Origin of the sequence: Streptomyces sp. NPDC051987 (assembly GCF_040680735.1) — a bacterium.
Lineage (GTDB): Bacteria > Actinomycetota > Actinomycetes > Streptomycetales > Streptomycetaceae > Streptomyces.
Genome location: NZ_JBFAXI010000018.1, coordinates 83,244 through 101,147 on the forward strand (window position 1 = coordinate 83,244; position 17,904 = coordinate 101,147).

Sequence of the window (17,904 nt, forward strand, 5' to 3'; positions counted from 1 at the left end):
GAGGGGCGGCGGCCGCCCCGCGGGCGCGACCGGCCACGACGAACCCGCGGCCGGCCCCGCGCCCTCGCGCCCCACCCCCTACTTCACCCCCAGCACCTGCTCCACCGGGTCGATCGCGAAGTACACAAGGAACAGCGCCGACACGGCCCACAGCAGCCAGTTGACCTCCTTCGCCTTCCCCAGCACCGCCTTGATCACGACGTACGCCAGGAACCCGGCCCCGATGCCGTCGGTGATGGAGTAGGTGAACGGCATCGCGGCGATCGTCAGGAACGCCGGGATCGCGATCTCGTACCGGTCCCAGTCGATGTGCTTGACGTGGGTCATCATCAGGAAGCCCACGGCGATCAGCGCGGGCGCCGCCGCCTGGAGCGGGACGATGGTCAGCAGCGGCGTGAAGAACAGGGCCAGGCCGAACAGACCGCCCGTGACCAGGTTGGCGAACCCGGTGCGGGCCCCCTCCCCCACCCCGGCCGCCGACTCGATGTACGCCGTGTTCGAGGAGGCCGAGCCGATGCCGCCGGCCACCGCGGCCGCGCCGTCGATGAACAGCACCCGCCCGATGCCCGGCACCTGCCCCTGGTCGTCGAGCAGCCCGGCCTCCGCGCTGATGCCGACGATCGTGCCCATGGCGTCGAAGAAGTCCGACAGGATCAGCGTGAAGACGAGCAGGACGGCGGTGAGCACACCGGCCTTGGCGAAGCCGCCGAACAGGCTGAAGTGACCGATCAGCCCGAAGTCGGGCGTGTCCACGATCTTGTCGGGGACCTTCGGCGTGGTCAGCCCCCAGCTCTTGATGTCCGCCGCCGAGTTGATGACGATCGCCACCAGGGTCATCGTGACGATGCTGATGAGGATCGCGCCCTTCACCTTCCGGGCGACCAGCGCGATGGTCAGGAGCACGCCAACACAGAAGACGAGCACGGGCCAGCCGGTGAGCCGTCCGACGGCGCCCAGCTGTACCGGCACGGTGGTGTCCGCGGCGTCCGGGATCCGGCTGACGAAGCCCGCGTCGACGAAGCCGATGAACGCGATGAACAGGCCGATGCCGACGCCGATCGCCTGCTTCAGCTGCTGCGGGATGGCGTTCATGATCGCCTCGCGCAGACCGGTCACCACGAGCACGCAGATCAGCAGGCCTTCGAGGACGACCAGCCCCATCGCGTCGGGCCAGCTCATCAGCGGCGCCAGCTGGAAGGCCACGACGGCGTTGAGGCCGAGGCCGGCCGCGATGGCCAGGGGCAGGTTGCCGCCGACGCCCATGACGACCGTCATGACGCAGGCCACCAGCGCGGTCGCGGTGACGAGTTGGCCGGTGTCGAGGGTGTGGCCGAACTTGTCCTTGGCGCTGCCGAGGATGATGGGGTTCAGGACAAGGATGTAGGCCATGGTGAAGAACGTGGCGAAGCCGCCGCGTATCTCCCGGCCGAAGGTGGAGCCCCGTTCGGAGATCCTGAAATACCGGTCGACGCCGTTCCCGGCAGGTGGCGCGGCCCCCTGCGGCCGGGCCGCCTTCTGCGTCTCGGACATGGTCGAACTCCTCGTCCCCTGAGTGTGCGTGTGCGGATGCTGGCTGGATTGTTCCCGCGTCGCACCCGTTTCAGGTTTTCCCCGTGTTACGGAATCGGGCTCGACGCGGTTCGGTGGACGGAACCGCGTCCGGCCCCCCGCACGGGCCACACCGAACCCCCGTACGACGCGCACGAAATGATCACTGCTACGCTCCGGATCTCGCCGGAACGTTCCTCCGGACACCGACATGTCACCGCATGGCACTGCAACTCACCACATGTCATCTCCATGACACATCATCCCGGACAGAAGAGGTAACCCGTGGGCACAGTCGTCGACGACGCCGCCTCCGTGGAGTTCCATGCCTTCTTCGAACGCCACTACGCCGAACTCTCGCGCCTCGCCCATCTGCTGACCGGTGAGGCGGACGCCGCCGACGACCTGGCCGCCGACGCCCTGCTGGCGCTGTGGCACCGCTGGGACCGGGTGCGGGCGGCCGACCACCCGGTGGCCTACGCCCGCGGTGTCGTCGCCAACCTGGCCCGCACCCGTATCCGCGGGGCCGTGCGCGAGCGGCGCCGTATCGCCCTGTTCTGGTCGCGTCGCGAGGAGACCGCCGAGAACCCGGACGTCGCCGGAGTGGTCGACGTGCAGGGGGCGCTGGCCCGGCTGCCGTTCCGCAAGCGGGCGTGCGTGGTGCTGCGGCACGCGTTCGATCTGTCCGAGAAGGACACCGCGCTCGCCCTGGGAATCTCGGTGGGTACCGTTAAGAGCCAGACGTCGAAGGGCATGGCGGAGCTGCAGCGGCTGCTCGGCGATTCCCGGAGGGGTCCGCAGCGGATGCACGCGGCGGTGGCGCCGCGGGCCGGTGAGAGCGGAGGAAGGAACCGATGAGGCAGCAGGACGTGCACGACGAGCTGCGCGCCCGGCTGCACGAGGCGGCCGAGGCGCACGAGCCCGACCGCGCCCGCATCCTGGCCCGGGTCGAGCGGGGCATGGCCGCACGGGGCCGTACCAGCCACCGCGCGACGCTGCCGCCGGTGTTCGGCTGGGTCCGGGTGGTCAGCGCCACGGCCGCGGTCGCCGCGGTGCTCGGGGTCGGCGGCTACGCGGTCGCCTCGGCCGTGAAGGACACGCCCACCGAGAAGACCGTCGCGGTGTCGCCGACGCCCTCGGCGTCCCCGGACGCGACCAGCGGGCCGCCGTCCCGCACGGCCGCCCCGCCGGCTCCGAGCGCGCCCGCGAAGGGCGCGTCCCCCACAGCGCGTTCGACGCCCTCGCCGACCGGGAAGGCCTCCGCCACCCCGGCGGCACCGGTCACGAAGGGCCTGCAGGACGGCCCGCTCCGGTCGGACGGCTCGGTGGACCCCCACAGCAACGACTTCTGGGCCCAGTCCGACGTGACCCTGACGACCTCCCAACAACTGACGGCGCTCACCGTGCGGTTGCAGGTGGCCCAGACGGGCGGGGTGTCCGACACCGGGGCCTGGCGCTCGCTGCCGGAGTCCGACTTCACGCAGACGGTCGCCGAGCAGGGCGGCTTCCTGGTCTACACGTGGACGCTCAAGCCGGGCAGCGAGGTACCCGTGGGCGAGTGGGTGTTCGCGGGCCAGTACAACCACCAGCAGGGCGGCCGCGACGCGAGGAACGACACCTACACGATCACGGGCAGCGCGGGCGGCAGTCAGTACACGGTCACGGGCGGCTTCGCGACGCACACGACAGCCGGCGGCGGCTCGTAGACAGACGGGCCGGAGGGGCCGCCCCGGCCCGTCTCGCCACCCGTGACCGGAAAAGGTTGCCGCCCTTCGGGGCTACGACACGAAGTACGTCGGGTTCGGCAGCTTGTAGGTGCGGTTCGCGTAGCCGCCGTCCAGGTCCGAGTACTGGTCGCCGAAGTTGGCGACGATCTCGTACCCGAGGTCGTCCTCGATGTGCTTGCGGGTGCCGGACTTGTACTGCACGGTCGTGCAGTTCCAGGTGCCCGGGGTGGCGCAGGCGCTCAGGTAGGACGGCGGGTTGGCCTTGTCCTTGAGGAACATGTGCGCGGCGTCGAGGTTGACGTCGGCGCCGATCTTCTTCAGGTTCTCGACGGCGGCGGTGCGCTGCGCCTCGCTGAGCCCGGAGTTGTAGAAGACCTCGACCCCCTTGCTCCGCGCGTACCGGACGAGCTCGGCGCTGCCGAACACACCGGGGCGGTTCGCCTTGTTGACGTAGTCGGCCCACGTCGTCGAGTTGTAGGTGTAGTTGTAGCGCTTCTCGTAGTCGAGGCTGAGCAGCAGGGTGTCGTCGATGTCGAAGACGACCGCGGGCTTCCTGCCGTGCCGGTGCGCCTTGCTTGCGGCCCGGTCGAGGTAGCTCTCGGCGGCCGCGTCGATGCGTGCGAGGTCCTTGGCGTAGGGGCTGGTCGGCGAGGCCTGGTAGACGCCGTCGGCGTCGGCGGCGGTGCCGTAGTAGGTGTCGATGTCCTTCACCAGGAGACCGATGTTGTACGGCTCGTGGGTGGAGTTCGCGGTCGACTGGCCGGCCGTGGCGGCGCCGGCGCCGTACAGGGCGCCGCCGGCGAGCGCACAGGCCGAGGCGATCGCCGCGAGACGAAGTGACTTATGCATGACAGGAGTTCTACGCGCGTCGCCCCGGCGGGCGCGAGACCCGTTGCCTGATCGATATCTCGTCGGCAGGCAAAAAACGGGTCAAGCGCCCTGGAGGGAGTCCTTCCGGTTGTGCCGGTCCCGGCCGGTCGTCCCGGTCCGGTCGCGGGCGGGTCCGGGGCGGTCGCGGATCAGTTCATGGTGGCTCCGATGGTGGTGCTGCCCGTGGTCAGGAAGGTGGTCGCGGGCAGCGAGCCGTCCGACCTGCGGGCGTTGTAGGTGGTCGACGCGTCCGTGGAGACGAAGGACGGGGTGCTGATGCCGCTGTCCCAGTTGTTGCCGGCCGAGACCACCGACGAGCCCTTGCCGACCGGCCCGCTGCCGTTGCCCACCGCGAGGTTCTTGCCGAGCCGGGCCGCGCTGGTGGCGAAGTAGTAGCCCCACTTGGCGTTGGCATAGGCGGTGGTGCGGTTGACGGCGGTCGCCCCGGTGTTGGAGTTCTCGGTGAACCCGTTGCCCGCGTTGCCCCAGGCGGCCGAGTTGTTGACCACGTGGGCGACGGTGACGCCGTTGCCGCCCAGCTTGAAGCCGTTGCCGTTGCCCTCGAAGGCGGTGTCGCCCCAGCGGTTGACGCCGTTGCCGAAGGACCAGGTGTGCTCGATGGTGACCGGCGAGGCGAAGGACCACAGGTCGATCCCGTCGTCCGAGTTGTTGTACAACCGGGCCCCGGTGACGAGGTTGCCGGAGCCGGAGCCGAACTTGATGGCGACGCCGTCGGCGTTCTGGCCGTGCTCGGCGGCGTCGTAGTTGCCGTAGCTGTCCAGGTTCCTGACGGTGTTGCCGACCGTGCCGTCCCCGGTGAGCGCGAAGCCGGAATCGCCGCCGTCGATGGTCTTGACGTTGTTCCAGTTGGTGCCGGTACAGGACTGGCAGACCACGGCGCTGTCCGGGGAGTTCTGGAAGGTGATGTCGGAGACGTTCCAGTAGTCGGCGGCCAGCTTGAAGATCCACGAACCGGACGGCAGCGAGGACCCGTCGATCTTGACTGTCTCGGAACCGTACGCGGTGAGCGTGATCGGCGACGAGGAGGTGCCGTTGGCCGTGGACTGCAGGGTGGACGTCGGGCGGTAGGTGCCGCCGCGGACCTGGATGACCGTGCCGGCGGTGGCGTTCCTGATGGCGTTGGACAGGTCGGTGGAGGTGCTGACGACCACGGTCGCGGCCTGCGCCTGGCCGGGGAGCACGGCGAGTGAGGTGCCGAGCGCGAGAGCGGCGGTGAGGCCGAGAGCGGTACGACGAGACATGGAGTGCGGTCCTTTCGTCGTTGTGTCGGGGAACGGAGGGCGGCGCCTCAGGGACGCCAGTCGCCGAGGTAGGCCGCCGGGGTGTGCGAGGCGGCCTCGGCGTCGGTGAGCAGGGGCCGGTTCTCGGGATCGGTGATCACCGCGCCCGGCCCGCAGTTGCGGTACTCGCGGAACCGCATGGACTGCCAGGGGTAGGCGTCCCGCATGTTCGTGTAGGGGGCGACCGGGTCGATGCCGGGGCCGAGCCAGGTCTCGCGGACGGTGAGCATCGGACGGGCGGTGGGGTCGGAGCCCGGTACCCAGGGACGGGCCAGCTTGTAGAAGCCGTCCGGGGCCTCGCTGCTCACCCGGCTCCTGGTCACCAGGCAACCGCGCGGGTTGGCGGCCGCAGTGGAGGGGGCGAAGACGAACCCGTAAGGCGGGGCGGCCAGGTCGGTGCGGTTCAGCGTGCGGAAGTGGCAGTGCTCGAACACCGCGGTCGCCCGCCCGAAGACGAAGTCGACGTCACCCTCGACATAGCAGTGCGCGAAGTACTGGCGGGCGAAGGTGCCCAGGGACGTCGAGTCGGCGTACAGGGTGTCCTGGTGGCCGAGGAAACGGCAGCCGGTGAACGAACTCCGGTCGCCCTGCGCCTTCATGGCGACGGCCTGGGTGCCGGTGACGTCCGGGTGGTCGGCGCGCAGCCAGTCGTTGGCGATGGTGATCCAGCGGGCGGTGAACCCGTCGGCCTGCACCGTCGTCGTGGCGGAACCGGAGGTGCCGTAGGTGCCGCCGCCGGGCTTGGGGGTCCCGTTGGCGTTGTCGTGGACGATCACGACGTCACGGGGGTCCTCGGTGGCGCCGATCCAGGTGGCCTCGGTGCGGGTGGCGTCGAGGAGGACCGTCTCCCGGTAGGTGCCGGGGCCGATGACCAGCGTCCGGCCGCTGCCGCTCGCGGCGGTCACGGCGGCCTGGACGGTGGTGAAGTCGCCGCGCCCGAGCGGGTCGACGTACAGGGTCCTTGGGGTGCGGCGGCGTTCGGGCGACCCGTACCGGCCGAAGGGGCGGCCGGCGGCGTGCGCGGGCAGGGCGGCCAGGCCGAGCGCGGCGCCCGCCCCGGCGCTCGCGCACAGGAAACCCCGTCTGGACAGAGGGAGGTGGGGCGAGGACATGCGTGTGCTCCTTGGCGGCGGAGAGGGACGGACAGGGGGTGGCGGTACGTCCTTCGCGAGGGGGGTTGGGTGGGGGCCGGAGCGCACGGTGCCCCCGGCCCCCGGGGGCGGCCGGGTCAGCGCAGCCGGCCGGCGCCCGCGCCGCAGTCGACGATGCGCGGCACGGCCCGCGCCGGGTCGACCCTGGTGCGCAGGGTCGGGGTCCACCCGGCCCCGGACTGGAGGATCTCGCCCGGGACATCGGCGTTGTGGACGGCGATGAGGTCCGTCAGCTCGCCGTTGACGTAGTTGTCGTCGGCGGTGAGCGGCGCCTCCTTCCACTTCTTCAGGATCGAGCCTGCGCCGACCCCGCCCGCGAGGGTGAACGCGTTGTGCTCCGCGACGAGTTGGGACTCCATGCCGATGCCGTAGCTGTAGCCGTAGCCGTCCTCGGCGACGAAGTGGTTGTCGTAGGAGTCGACCTGCCCGAACCGCACCCGGGGCGCCCGCTCCACCAGGTTGGAGAACAGGTTGTGGTGGAAGGTGACCCTGAGGTGCCCCCGGTCGACGGCGGCGGTCGACGCGCTGTCGCTGTTGCCGATCAGGATCGTCTTGTCGTGGTCCGCGAAGACGTTCCAGGAGGCGGTGACGTAGTCGGCCCCCTTGACGATGTCCAGCTCACCGTCGTGCTGCTCGTAGATCCGGCCGAAGTAGTACGGCAGGGTGCTGTCCGGGTGGTCGCCGTCGGTGAACGTGTCGTGGTCCATCCAGACGTGGGTCGACCCGTAGATCACCGCGCTGTCGTACTCGGAGTTCCAGTTGCCCTCGGCGGTGTCGGTCGGGTCCCACTGCGGGAAGCAGTCGAGCGGGCTCTCGAAGGCCAGGTTGCGGACGATGACGTTGTCGACGGCCTTGATCTGCAGGCTGGCGCCCTTGAAACCGGCGTCCGCGCCGATGCCCACGATGGTGGTGTTGGCCGGCACGTAGGCCTTGATGGAGGCGTCCTGCTGGGCCTGCGAGGCGCGGCGCAGCCCCTCCGGGCTGTCGTCGGGCTCGTTGTCCAGGTTGGTGGAGCGGCCCCAGACCGCCGGCGAGTACGTGGCGAGGTAGGTGGCGAAGTCGTAGCCGGGCACGGCGAACGAGTCGCAGCTGGGCCCGTCGGCGTCGATCGTCCCCACCACTCTGACGATCTTCGGTGCGCTGCCGCCGTCGGCGAGGGCGGCCTTGAACCGGTCCCAGGTGGTGACGGTGTAGATGTTCGCGGAGTCGGCGGCGGACCCGCCGGTGGTCCCGGTCGTCGCCGAGCCCCAGCCGTCGCGCCCGGCCAGCACCTGCCGGTCGAGCGCGGTCCGGTGCGGGGCGGCGGCCTGGGCGGTCCCGGTCGCGGCCAGCACGAGGGCCGTGCAGCCGGCCAGCGCCCCCATGACGCGTCCATGACATACCTGTGTACGCACTGTGCGGTTCTCCTTCGGCTATGCGGGTGGCCGGGTGATCCATGAAGTCGGGATGGACTGGTGCAGCCGGATGACGTCGTGCCGGGCCGGCACCCGGGTGCGCAGCAGCCCCTGCACCACGAGCCGGGCCACGGCGATGGCCCCCGGCGGGTTGACGTGCGTGTTGTCCTGGACGAAGCTCTGCGAACTCCGTCCGTTCACGGCTTGGTCGGAGACGGCGACCCCCTGTAGAGGGTTCGAGGGTTCCGCTCGGGGCTTCGGCCGACGCGAGGAACGGCGGCAAGGGCCGCGGATGTCACCTGTCTGCGCGTGAGGGACACGTGGGTCGCCTTTCGAACAGGGATTGAGGTGTCCTGCCAAGGGGCGCGGGGAACTGCGCGACCGGCCACCATCGACCGGCAGTCCCCCGCGTACCGGCACCAGCCGATCTCAGTGGTTCTTCTTCCAGTCCGCCTGCGCCGTGTCGAGCTGATCGGCCAGCGTGTCCAGGAACTCCCTCACCGTCATCTTCCCGAGCAGCACCTTCTGGAAGTTCGGCTCGTTGTCGGCCTTGGAGATGGTGTTCCAGTCCGGCAGGTAGTAAGGCAGCTGCACGATCTTCGTACCGGCACCGTTCAGCGCCTCGGCCGCCAGCTTCGTGGGCTCGGCCTTCTGGATCCACGCGTCGGACGCCGCCTCGGTGTTCGCCGGGATCTGCCCCGCCGACTCGTTGAACTTCGAGTTCTCCTCGTGCGACAGGGCGAACTCGACGAACTTCCAGGCGGCCGCCTTGTTCCTGCTGGACTTGAAGACACTCAGCCCGTCGACCGGGTTGGAGATCTGCACCCGCGTCCCGTCGTCCTGGGTCGGGTTCGGCAGCCCCCGGAACCTGTCCGCGCCCAGCGCCTTCAGATGGTCCTGGTACGACCCGAGGTTGTGGCTGAGCATCCCGATCGTGCCGCTGTCCCACTGCGCGACCATCTTGGTGAAGTCGTTGTTGACGTCGGCGGACGGCGTGTCCTTCTTGTACAGCGCGACGTACTTCTCCAGCGCGGCCACGTTCTTCGGGTCGTTGACCGTCGTCCTGTCCCCGTTCCAGAACGAGGTGATCCCGCTCTGGCTGTACGCCGCGTCGAGCGCCGGCGCGATCGACCCCTCCCCGCCTCGGATCGTGAACCCGAACCGGTTCTTGCCCTTGTCGGTGAGCTTGTCGGCTGCCTGGTAGAACTTCGTCCACGTCGTCGGCGCGTTCAGGCGCGCCTCCTCGAACAGGTCGGTCCGGTACCACAGCACACCGTTGTTGGACGAGGTCGGGATCTGGTACAGCTGGTCGCCGCCGCCCGCGGCCCGGCTGTTGTCCAGCAGTTTCCGGTTCAGCTCGGCCTTGAGCGCGCTCTTCGCCAGCCGGCTGTCCAGCGGCTCCAGCGCGCCCTGCGCCGCGACCTCGGCGAGCATCGCGGTACCGACACCGCCGACGTCGGGCAGCCCGCCGCCCTGGATGGCGGTGTCGTACTTGGACTGGGCGCTCGCGGCGGGAATGCCGACGTACGTGACCTTGATGTCGGGGTTCCGCTTCTCGAAGTCGGCGATGATCTGCTTCCAGATGTCGGTGCGGACACCGCCGTTGTTGTCCCAGAACGTGATCGTGCCCTTGCCGGAACCCTCGTCGCCCTTGTCCCCCGCGCTGCCGCTGCCGTCGTCGCCGCAGGCGGTGGCGGTCAACGCGAGCACGGAGCCCAGGGCGACGGCCACGGCCGTACGCCTGCTTCTGCGGATGCTGCTCTTCATCGGTCGGCTCTCTTCGTCGGGTCTCTTCTTCGGGATCCAGTGGAGATACGCGCCGGTGGGGGCGGTGCCCCGGTTCGGCAAGCGCTTGCTAAGGAGGTACGACATCGCGGCTCCCACCAAGGACGACGGTTACCGGGCGCTGATCCGGAACTGCGAGAAGGTGGCCGCGAACACCGGCCCCGAGGACACGAAAACCGCCCCCACGTCGTACGAGAACCGGCAGCGTGCCGCCGCGCCGATGCCGATCCGCAGCCGGGCCCGCCCCGCGGGCGCGGGGCATGCCGGGCCCGCGTCCCGTTCCTGCTCGGCGACGGAGCCGACCAGGTCGCGGGAGTGCAGCAGCGGGAGTCCGGGGGCGCGGCCGAAGCTGGAGGCGGAGAGGCAGAAGTCGCCGCCGACCCGGACGTCGGGGTCGGACCAGCCGGCGTCGTGGTTGTCCGGCTCGGTCGGCCCCTGGCCCCGGACGTGGGTCCGGCCGCCCCAGAAGTTGTGCCCCTCGACGTCGGGAACGGCGACACCGACGCCGAGGTGGTGGAGGTGGTCGGCGGGGGCCGGTTCGGTGACCGCCGTGCCGGCCAGGGTGGTGACGGGGTGCAGGCAGGGGCGGGGGGAGAGCCGGTCCGGGAGCCTGGGGTGGCTCACGCAGCACCCGACCGGGCGGCCGGCGGCCTTCAGCGGCAGGGCGGCGTCCGTCATGTGCTCACCTCTTTCGGCGGGGCCCAGGGGGCGCCCAGCTCGGAGTAGAGGGCGAGGGTGTCGGCGCCGGCCGCGACCAGCGCGTCGATGCCGGTCACCACCCGGCGGTCCTCGTCGGGGAGGTGGCGCCAGGCGTCGGCGGGCAGCACGGCCGGGTCGTCGGCCAGCCGGATCGCTTCGACGACTTTCATGAAGGCGCCCGTCTCGTCCGGCTCGACCAGCAGGTCGGCGCCCGTGGTGAGGTGGTCGACGAGGTTCTCCAGCAGGTCCGTGGTGCCGTACTCGATCTCCTCCGGACCGTGGCCCGCCCGCTGGACGAGCACGCGGTCCAGCTTGTACCAGAAGGTGATCCGGCCGCGGTCGCCGTGCACCAGGACGTACGGGTCACCGGGTTCCTCGGCACAGAGCGTCGCGGCGACGGTGACCGGGCCGCGCGGGGTGGAGACGCGGACGCACGAGGTGTCGTCGGACTCGATGTCGTTGGCGCGCAGCAGTTCGGTCTCGATGCCCGTGACGTCCTCGGCGCGGGTGGTGCCGAGCAGCGCGAGCCCGGTGGCGACGGCGTGCGCGAGGGGGTTGGTGAGGACCCCGTCGACGACGTCCACCCCGTTCAGCCGGCGCCTGCCGGACCAGGGCGCGCGCCGGTAGTACGACTCGGGCCGGGCCCAGGCGCCCGCCCCGCCGACCCCCCGCACCGCGCCGATCGCGCCTTCCTCGATCAGCCTGCGGATCGCGGGCACGGCGTGCGAGCCCAGCGACTGGAAGCCGATCTGGCAGGCCACGCCCGCCTTGGCGACCCCGTCGGCCATCCGCCGGAACTCGGCGTACGACGGTGCCGGGGGCTTCTCCAGGAGCAGGTGCACGCCCCGCTCGGCCGCGGTCAGGGCCAGGTCGGTGTGGGTGGGGATGGGGGTGCAGATCACGGCGGCGCGGGCGCCGGTCTCGTCGAGCAGCGCGCCGAAGTCACCGGACTGGACCGGCTGCCCGAGTCCGTCCGGCAGCTCGTCCGCGCCCAGCGGGGTCAGCTCGCAGATGCCGGCGAGCCGTACGAGCCCCTTCTCCTGCAGCCGGCGGATGTTCTCCAGGTGCCAGCGGCCGTGGCCGCGCGCTCCGGCCAGCACGATGTCGACGGTCATGGGTTCTCTCCTGCGTTGTCGATCTTTGCGTGCAGGGTATGCGGCCCGGCAGGCCGGTCAACGAGGCGTCTCACGGGGTGTCTCATCCCTTCACCGCCCCGGCGCTGAAGCCGGTGATCAGCCACTTCTGGATGAAGGCGAAGACGATCACGACCGGTACGGCCGCGATGATCCCGCCCGCCGCCAGGGCGCCCAGGTCCACGCTGTCCGCGCTCATCAGGGTGTTCAGGCCGACCGGGATGGTCTGCTTGCTCTGGTCGGAGAGGAACATCAGGGCGAACAGGAAATGGTTCCAGGCGTGCACGAAGGCGAAGGAGCCGACTGCGATCAACCCGGGCCGCAGCAGCGGCAGGACGACGATCCGGAAGCCGGTGAGCCGGTTGCAGCCGTCGACCCAGGCGGCCTCCTCCAGGGAGTACGGCACGTTCCTGATGAAGCCGCTGATCAGGATCATCGACAGCGGGAGCTGGAAGACGGTCTCGGCGATGACGACGCTGCCGAGGGAGTTGATCATCCGCAGGCCGGCGAAGATCTGGAAGAGCGGCACCAGGAGCAGGGCGCCCGGTACGAACTGGGAGCAGAGCAGGGCGAGCATGAAGCCGCGTCTGAGCCGGAAGTCGAAGCGGGCCAGGGCGTAGCCGCCGGCCAGCGCCACGACCGTGGTCAGCACCAGGGTCGCGGTGCCGACGTAGACGCTGTTGGTGAAGTAGGTGCCGAAGCTGCGCTCGGTCCACACCTTCTGGAAGTGGTCGGAGGTGACCGGCCAGGGGACCAGCGAGGTGGATCCGGCGGGGCGGACGGCGAAGAGCAGGATCCAGTAGAACGGGATCAGGGTGAAGAGGAGGTAGATCCCGAGGGGCAGGTAGATCTGCCAGCGCGGGACCTCGTCCCAGGCCCGGCGCCGCCTCCCCGGCCGGACGGGTTCGGTCACGGCGGGGGTGGCCGCGGGGGCGATCTCGGTGATCACTTCGTCTCGCCTCCGAATTTGCTGAGCCGCAGGTAGACGACCGAGCAGAAGAGCAGGATCACGAAAGCCACCGTGGTCAGGGCCGAGGCGTAGCCGAAGTCGTGGGCGTCGACGCTGGTGTTGGCGACGTAGAGGGGAAGGGTCGTCGTCTCCCCCGCCGGGCCGCCGCCCGTGAGGGTGTAGAGAAGGTCGACGTTGTTGAACTCCCACACCGCGCGCAGCAGCGTGGACAGGACGATGGCGTCCTTGAGATGCGGCAGGGTGATGTGCCAGAACTGCTTGAGACGGCTCGCCCCGTCGACCTCCGCCGCCTCGTAGAGGTCCCTGGAGACGGACTGCAGGTCGGCGAGGATGAGGATCGCGAAGAACGGCACGCCCCGCCACAGGTCGGCGACCACGGCCGCCGGGAAGACGGTCGAGGGGTCGGAGAGCCAGCTGGTGCCGTACGAGCCGATGCCCGCGTCGGCGAGGTAACGGGTTATACCCGTCTGGGAGTTGTAGAGCAGCACCCAGATCGCGGAGGTCAGCACCCCGGAGACGGCCCACGGGGAGAAGACCAGCGCGCGGCCCAACGCCCGGCCGACGAAGGTCTGGTTGACGATCAGCGCGAGCGCGAGCCCGAACAGCAGCTGCAGGCCGACCTCGACGACGACCCATTTGGCGCTGAAGGTCAGGGTGTCCCAGAACTGCGGGTCGTGCGCGAAGGCCCGGGTGAAGTTGCCGAAGCCCGCGAAGCCGTTCCGCCAGGGCTTGGTGGGGTTGTAGTCCTGCAGGCTGTAGTAGAAGACGCTGAGGACCGGGTAGGCGATGAAGCCGAGCATCAGCAGGGCTGCCGGAGCGATGAGCAGGTACGGGAGCCTGCGCGGAGTGGCGGAGGCACGGCGCCGCCGGGGTGGCGCGGGCGGTTTCGCCACGGCTGCGGCTTGGGCCATGACTGTTCTCCGTTCGCTTCGGTTACAGCGGGTGCAGGAAGCGCTTGCTCGATGCGTCTGGTTGAAGCGCTTCGACGATTTTCGGAAGTGCGGGGGGCGCTAGCCCGCGTACGGGTCCGGGACTTCTCCGGGCCGGGCCAGGAACTCGAAGTCGCAGCCGGTGTCGGCCTGGGTGATCTGCTGGTCGTGGAGCGCGCCGTAACCGCGCCCGTAGCGCACGGGCGGCGGCGTCCACTCGGCCCGGCGCCCGGCCAGTTCCTCGTCGTCCACGTGGAGGTGGAGGGTGCGCGCCTGGACGTCGAGGGTGATGGTGTCCCCGCTGCGCACGAGTGCGAGGGGTCCGCCGACGTACGACTCGGGCGCGATGTGCAGCACGCAGGCGCCGTAGCTGGTGCCGCTCATCCGGGCGTCGGAGATCCGGACCATGTCCCGCACGCCCTGCTTGAGGAGGTGGTCGGGGATGGGCAGCATGCCGTACTCGGGCATGCCCGGACCTCCCCTGGGCCCCGAGTTGCGCAGGACGAGCACGCTGTCGGCGGTGATGCCGAGGTCCGGGTCGTTGACGGTGCGCTGCATGGTCCGGTAGTCGTCGAAGACGACCGCCGTCCCGGTGTGCTTGAGCAGGTGCTGTTCGGCGGCGATGTGCTTGATGACCGCGCCGTCCGGGCAGAGGTTGCCGCGCAGCACGGCGACCCCGCCCTCGGCGGCCACCGGGTTGTCCCGGGGCCGGATGACGTCGTCGTTGTGGACCCGGGCGCCGGCGAGCTGTTCGCGGTAGGTGTCGTGGGACACCGTCGGCCGGTCGAGGTGGAGCAGGTCGGGGATGCGGGAGAGGAAGCCGGGCAGGCCGCCCGCGAAGTGGAAGTCCTCCATGAGGTAGGTCTGTCCGCCGGGCCGCACGTTGGCGAGGACGGGGACGGTACGGGCGATGCGGTCGAAGTCGTCGAGGGTGAGCCGCACCCCGGCCCGGCCCGCCATGGCGATGAGGTGGATGACGGCGTTGGTGGAGCCGCCGAGGCCGAGCACGGTGGTGACGGCGTCCTCGAAGGCCTGCGGAGTGAGGAGCTGGGAGAGCGTCCGCCCCTTGTGGACGAGTTCGACGATCCGCATCCCCGCACTCGCGGCCATCCGGTCGTGTCCGGAGTCGACGGCCGGGATGCTGGACGCGCCCGGCACGGTCACCCCGAGCGCCTCGGCGGCGGCCGTGAGCGTGGCGGCCGTGCCCATCGTCATGCAGTGACCGGGCGAGCGCGCCAGTCCGCTCTCCAGCTCGGTCATCTCGCAGTCACCGATCAGGCCGGCGCGCCTGTCGTCCCAGTACTTCCACATGTCGGTGCCGGAGCCGAGAACCTCGCCCCGCCAGTGGCCGGGAAGCATGGGCCCGGCGGGCACGAAGACGGTGGGCAGGTCGACGGAGGCGGCGCCCATGAGGAGTGCCGGGGTTGACTTGTCGCAGCCGCCCATGAGGACGGCGCCGTCCACGGGATACGACCGCAGCAGCTCCTCGGTCTCCATGGACAGGAGGTTGCGGTAGAGCATCGGGGTGGGCTTCTGGAAGGTCTCGGAGAGGGTGGCGACCGGGAACTCCAGGGGGAAGCCGCCCGCCTGCCAGACACCCCGCTTGACGGCCTGCGCCCGGTCACGGAGGTGCACATGACAGGGATTGATGTCCGACCAGGTGTTGAGGATCGCGATGACCGGCTTGCCGAGGTGCTCCTCGGGGAGGTAGCCGAGCTGGCGGGTGCGGGCACGGTGGCTGAAGGAGCGGAGGCCTTCGGTGCCGTACCACTGGTGGCTTCTGAGTTCCTCGGGCTTCTTCATACGGACCATCCGGCGGCGATCGCGGCGACCTCGGCGCGTTCTTCCTCGGGCAGGTGCCTGCTGGGCGGGCGGACGTCGCGGCGGCACAGGCCGAGGGAGGCGAGCGCCTCCTTGACGACGGTGACGTTGTCGGCGGAGCCGCCCGCGGCACGGAGCTCCTCGAAGCGGCGGATCTGCTCCCAGACCTTCATGGCGGCCGGGTAGTCGCCGGATCGAAGCGCTTCGATCATGTTCAGCGAGACGGCGGGGGCGACGTTCACGAGGCCGGAGGTGAACCCGGTGGCGCCGGCCGAGAAGTAGGAGGGGGCGTACGGCTCCGCGAGTCCCGCCACCCACACGAACCGGTCGAGGCCCGCGTCCCTGGCGAAGGCCGCGAACTTCGCGGCGTCCGGGACGGCGTACTTGACGCCGATCACGTTCGGGCAGGCGTCGGCGAGTTCGGCGAGCCGGGCGCCGGTGAGCTGGGCGTTGCGGACGTACGGTACGACGCCGAGTCCGGGCACGGACTGCGCGATGGCACGGTGGTAGTCGACCCAGCCCGCCTGGGAGACGTACGGGTGGACGGGCTGGTGGACCATCACCATCTGCGCGCCGTGCTCCCGGGCGTGCCGTGCGGAGGCGACGGCGGTGGGGAGGTCGTGGCCGACGCCGACCAGGACCACGGCCCGGTCCCCGGCCTCGTCCAGCGTCAACTCGGTGACGAGACGCCGCTCTTCGGGGGCCAGGGCGTAGAACTCGCCGGTGTTCCCGTTCGGGGTGAGGGTGCGGATCCCGCCGTCGAGGAGTCGGCGCAGCAGGGCCCGGTGGGCGTCCTGGTCGACGCTGCCGTCCTCGGCGAACGGGGTCACCGGGATGGCCACGACGTCGGCCAGGGCCGCCCGTTGGGTCTCGAACGCCACGCTGCTCATTGCTGGCCTTCCTGGTCGGCTGCCTGGGGGAACGCTCGGTCGACGAAGGACGCGATGTGGGAGTGCAGGGCGCGGGCCGCGCCGTCGGCGTCCCCCGCCAGCGCCAGCCGCAGGATCTCGTGGTGCTCACCGGCCTCCCGCTCCCAGGAGGGGGAGGCGGCCCAGGCGACCGCGGAGACGAGGGCGGCCTGGTCGCGGACCTCGTCCAGCATCCGGCCGAGCAGCGGGTTGCCGCACGGGAGGTAGAGGGCGCGGTGGAAGTCCCGGTTGGCCAGGGAGCGTTCGGCGGTGTCGGTGGCGGCGGCGGCGCGGGTGAGGGCGTCGCGGGCGGCGTCGAGGGAGGCGCCCCGGTGGACGGCGCGCTTCACGGCCTCAGGTTCGAGGAGCAGCCGTACGTCGTAGACCTCGCGCGCCATGTCCGCGTCCACCATGCGCACCGTGACGCCCTTGTACTGGCTCATCACGACCAGCCCGGTTCCCGCGAGGGTCTTGAGCGCCTCCCGCACCGGTGTCTTGGACACCCCGAACTGCGCGGCGAGCTCGGTCTCCACCAGGGCCTGCCCAGGCGTCAGCCGGCCGGTGAGGATGCGGTGTTTGATCGCGTCCAGCACGTACTGCGTGCGGGACGGGATCGGCATGGGCACAGAGGTCATGCGCGCCTCTCGGGGGCACGTACCGGGCCGTCGGCCCGGACTGACGTATCTGATCTCGCGTATCGCGTCTCATATATGACGTATGAAGTACGACGCGGACGAAGGTAGGGAGGGCGGCCGTGTTTCGTCAATGCTTCTGACAAAGGTGGCCGGGAAGAGGAAGCCGGGACCATGGGCTCGCCTGCCATGACGGTTCTGATCAGCGCGTGGGGAGCGTCTTCGTGACGAGTGACGCGGCTTCGGCCGGCTCCGCCTCAGAAGCCCCTCGCCTCCCCCTCCCGCGCCGCACTCGTCACCCGTCCGAACACCACCCCGGCCCGGGCCGCCGCCGTCTCCGGGGTCAAGGCCGGGCCCACGTGGGTGATGAGGAGTTCCCGTGCGCCCGCCTCCCGGGCGATCCGCCCCGCGTCCTCCGGGGTCAGGTGTACACGTTCGCCTTCGCGATGCCGGTCGAGGTCGGCCTCGCACAGGAAGACGTCCGCGCGGGTCGCCAGTTCGGTCAGGGCGGGGCACGGGCCGCTGTCGCCGGAGTACGCCAGCACGCTCCCCTGGCACTCGGCGCGCAGCCCGTAGGCCTCCGTGTCGTGGGACACGGCCCGGGCGGCGAGCCGCATGTTCCAGTGCTGGACGACATGACCGTCGTACAGGGGCCGGAAGTCGAGGACTCCGCTCAGGAAGCCCGGGTCCGGCCGGCCGAAGAAGCCCGCGAGGCGCGTCGCGCACTCCTGCGGCGCGTAGACCGGGATCGGTGCGGCCGGGGCCAGTCCGCCGAAGGCGTACGCGTACGCGGCGGCCAGCAGATCCGCACTGTGGTCCGCGTGCAGGTGCGAGAGCCAGATCGCCGTGAGCCGCGCCGGATCCGTGTGCCGCTGCAACTCCGCGAAGGTTCCGGTCCCCGCGTCCACCCACACCTCGGCGCCGCCGCCCCGTACCAGGTACCCGGAGCACGGGCGGCCGGGTCGGGGGTAGGGGGAGGCGGTGCCGAGGACGGTGAGGCTCAAGGGCATGGCGAGGAGAGTACGGATCCTGGTCC

15 protein-coding genes and 2 pseudogenes are annotated in these 17,904 nt (G+C 70.7%); 2 read left to right on the forward strand and 15 right to left on the reverse strand.

Going from position 1 to position 17,904, the window contains the following annotated elements; translation table 11 throughout:
* Positions 1 to 78 precede the first annotated feature (78 nt).
* Positions 79 to 1,530 carry an NCS2 family permease gene (locus tag AB0M11_RS12975; RefSeq protein WP_365704479.1) on the reverse strand — a complete coding sequence of 484 codons (1,452 nt, stop codon included), beginning with the start codon at positions 1,528 to 1,530 and terminating at the stop codon, positions 79 to 81.
* 303 nt (positions 1,531 to 1,833) lie between these two features.
* On the opposite strand from AB0M11_RS12975, the gene AB0M11_RS12980 reads away from it, so the two are divergent.
* Both AB0M11_RS12980 and AB0M11_RS12985 read left to right on the forward strand, forming a co-directional pair.
* The gene (locus AB0M11_RS12980; protein ID WP_365704481.1) at positions 1,834 to 2,406 is read left to right on the forward strand and encodes a SigE family RNA polymerase sigma factor; all 573 of its coding nucleotides are present in this window, start codon (positions 1,834 to 1,836) and stop codon (positions 2,404 to 2,406) included.
* Entirely contained in the window at positions 2,403 to 3,254 is an 852-nt protein-coding gene (locus AB0M11_RS12985) for a hypothetical protein (protein WP_365704483.1), read from the forward strand. The genes AB0M11_RS12980 and AB0M11_RS12985 overlap by 4 nt, the downstream gene beginning before the upstream one ends.
* 72 nt (positions 3,255 to 3,326) lie before the next feature.
* Here AB0M11_RS12985 and AB0M11_RS12990 read toward each other — a convergent pair whose 3' ends face one another.
* The 14 genes and pseudogenes from AB0M11_RS12990 to AB0M11_RS13055 form a co-directional block, all read right to left on the reverse strand.
* A complete protein-coding gene (locus AB0M11_RS12990; RefSeq protein ID WP_365704485.1) occupies positions 3,327 to 4,124 on the reverse strand; it encodes an HAD family acid phosphatase in 798 nt (265 codons plus the stop codon).
* Positions 4,125 to 4,294: 170 nt separating this feature from the next.
* The gene (locus AB0M11_RS12995) at positions 4,295 to 5,407 is read right to left on the reverse strand and encodes a chondroitinase-B domain-containing protein (RefSeq protein ID WP_365704487.1); all 1,113 of its coding nucleotides are present in this window, start codon (positions 5,405 to 5,407) and stop codon (positions 4,295 to 4,297) included.
* A gap of 47 nt (positions 5,408 to 5,454) precedes the next feature.
* Entirely contained in the window at positions 5,455 to 6,558 is a 1,104-nt protein-coding gene (locus AB0M11_RS13000) for a pectinesterase family protein (protein ID WP_365704489.1), read from the reverse strand.
* A 116-nt stretch (positions 6,559 to 6,674) separates the two neighbouring features.
* The gene (locus AB0M11_RS13005; protein ID WP_365704532.1) at positions 6,675 to 7,961 is read right to left on the reverse strand and encodes a polysaccharide lyase family 1 protein; all 1,287 of its coding nucleotides are present in this window, start codon (positions 7,959 to 7,961) and stop codon (positions 6,675 to 6,677) included.
* 48 nt (positions 7,962 to 8,009) lie between these two features.
* Positions 8,010 to 8,162 (reverse strand): annotated as a pseudogene (locus AB0M11_RS13010) (rhamnogalacturonan acetylesterase); the annotation flags it as partial.
* Positions 8,163 to 8,420: 258 nt separating this feature from the next.
* Positions 8,421 to 9,758: a sugar ABC transporter substrate-binding protein gene (locus AB0M11_RS13015; RefSeq protein WP_365704491.1), complete on the reverse strand. Its 1,338-nt coding sequence runs from the start codon at positions 9,756 to 9,758 to the stop codon at positions 8,421 to 8,423.
* A 429-nt stretch (positions 9,759 to 10,187) separates the two neighbouring features.
* A pseudogene (locus AB0M11_RS13020) lies at positions 10,188 to 10,454 on the reverse strand (DUF6807 family protein); the annotation flags it as partial.
* The gene (locus AB0M11_RS13025; RefSeq protein ID WP_365704493.1) at positions 10,451 to 11,590 is read right to left on the reverse strand and encodes a Gfo/Idh/MocA family oxidoreductase; all 1,140 of its coding nucleotides are present in this window, start codon (positions 11,588 to 11,590) and stop codon (positions 10,451 to 10,453) included. The gene AB0M11_RS13025 and the pseudogene AB0M11_RS13020, both read right to left, overlap by 4 nt.
* A gap of 82 nt (positions 11,591 to 11,672) precedes the next feature.
* Positions 11,673 to 12,557: a carbohydrate ABC transporter permease gene (locus tag AB0M11_RS13030; protein ID WP_365704495.1), complete on the reverse strand. Its 885-nt coding sequence runs from the start codon at positions 12,555 to 12,557 to the stop codon at positions 11,673 to 11,675.
* Positions 12,554 to 13,489, reverse strand: a complete 936-nt coding sequence (locus AB0M11_RS13035) for a sugar ABC transporter permease (RefSeq protein ID WP_365704496.1) — start codon at positions 13,487 to 13,489, stop codon at positions 12,554 to 12,556. The genes AB0M11_RS13030 and AB0M11_RS13035 overlap by 4 nt, the downstream gene beginning before the upstream one ends.
* A 99-nt stretch (positions 13,490 to 13,588) precedes the next feature.
* Positions 13,589 to 15,319, reverse strand: a complete 1,731-nt coding sequence (gene araD, locus AB0M11_RS13040; protein WP_365704497.1) for an L-arabinonate dehydratase — start codon at positions 15,317 to 15,319, stop codon at positions 13,589 to 13,591.
* A complete protein-coding gene (locus AB0M11_RS13045) occupies positions 15,307 to 16,218 on the reverse strand; it encodes a dihydrodipicolinate synthase family protein (RefSeq protein ID WP_365704499.1) in 912 nt (303 codons plus the stop codon). The genes araD and AB0M11_RS13045 overlap by 13 nt, the downstream gene beginning before the upstream one ends.
* A complete protein-coding gene (locus AB0M11_RS13050) occupies positions 16,215 to 16,871 on the reverse strand; it encodes a GntR family transcriptional regulator (RefSeq protein ID WP_365704501.1) in 657 nt (218 codons plus the stop codon). The genes AB0M11_RS13045 and AB0M11_RS13050 overlap by 4 nt, the downstream gene beginning before the upstream one ends.
* A gap of 254 nt (positions 16,872 to 17,125) precedes the next feature.
* Positions 17,126 to 17,878, reverse strand: a complete 753-nt coding sequence (locus AB0M11_RS13055) for an MBL fold metallo-hydrolase (protein WP_365704503.1) — start codon at positions 17,876 to 17,878, stop codon at positions 17,126 to 17,128.
* Positions 17,879 to 17,904 lie beyond the last annotated feature (26 nt).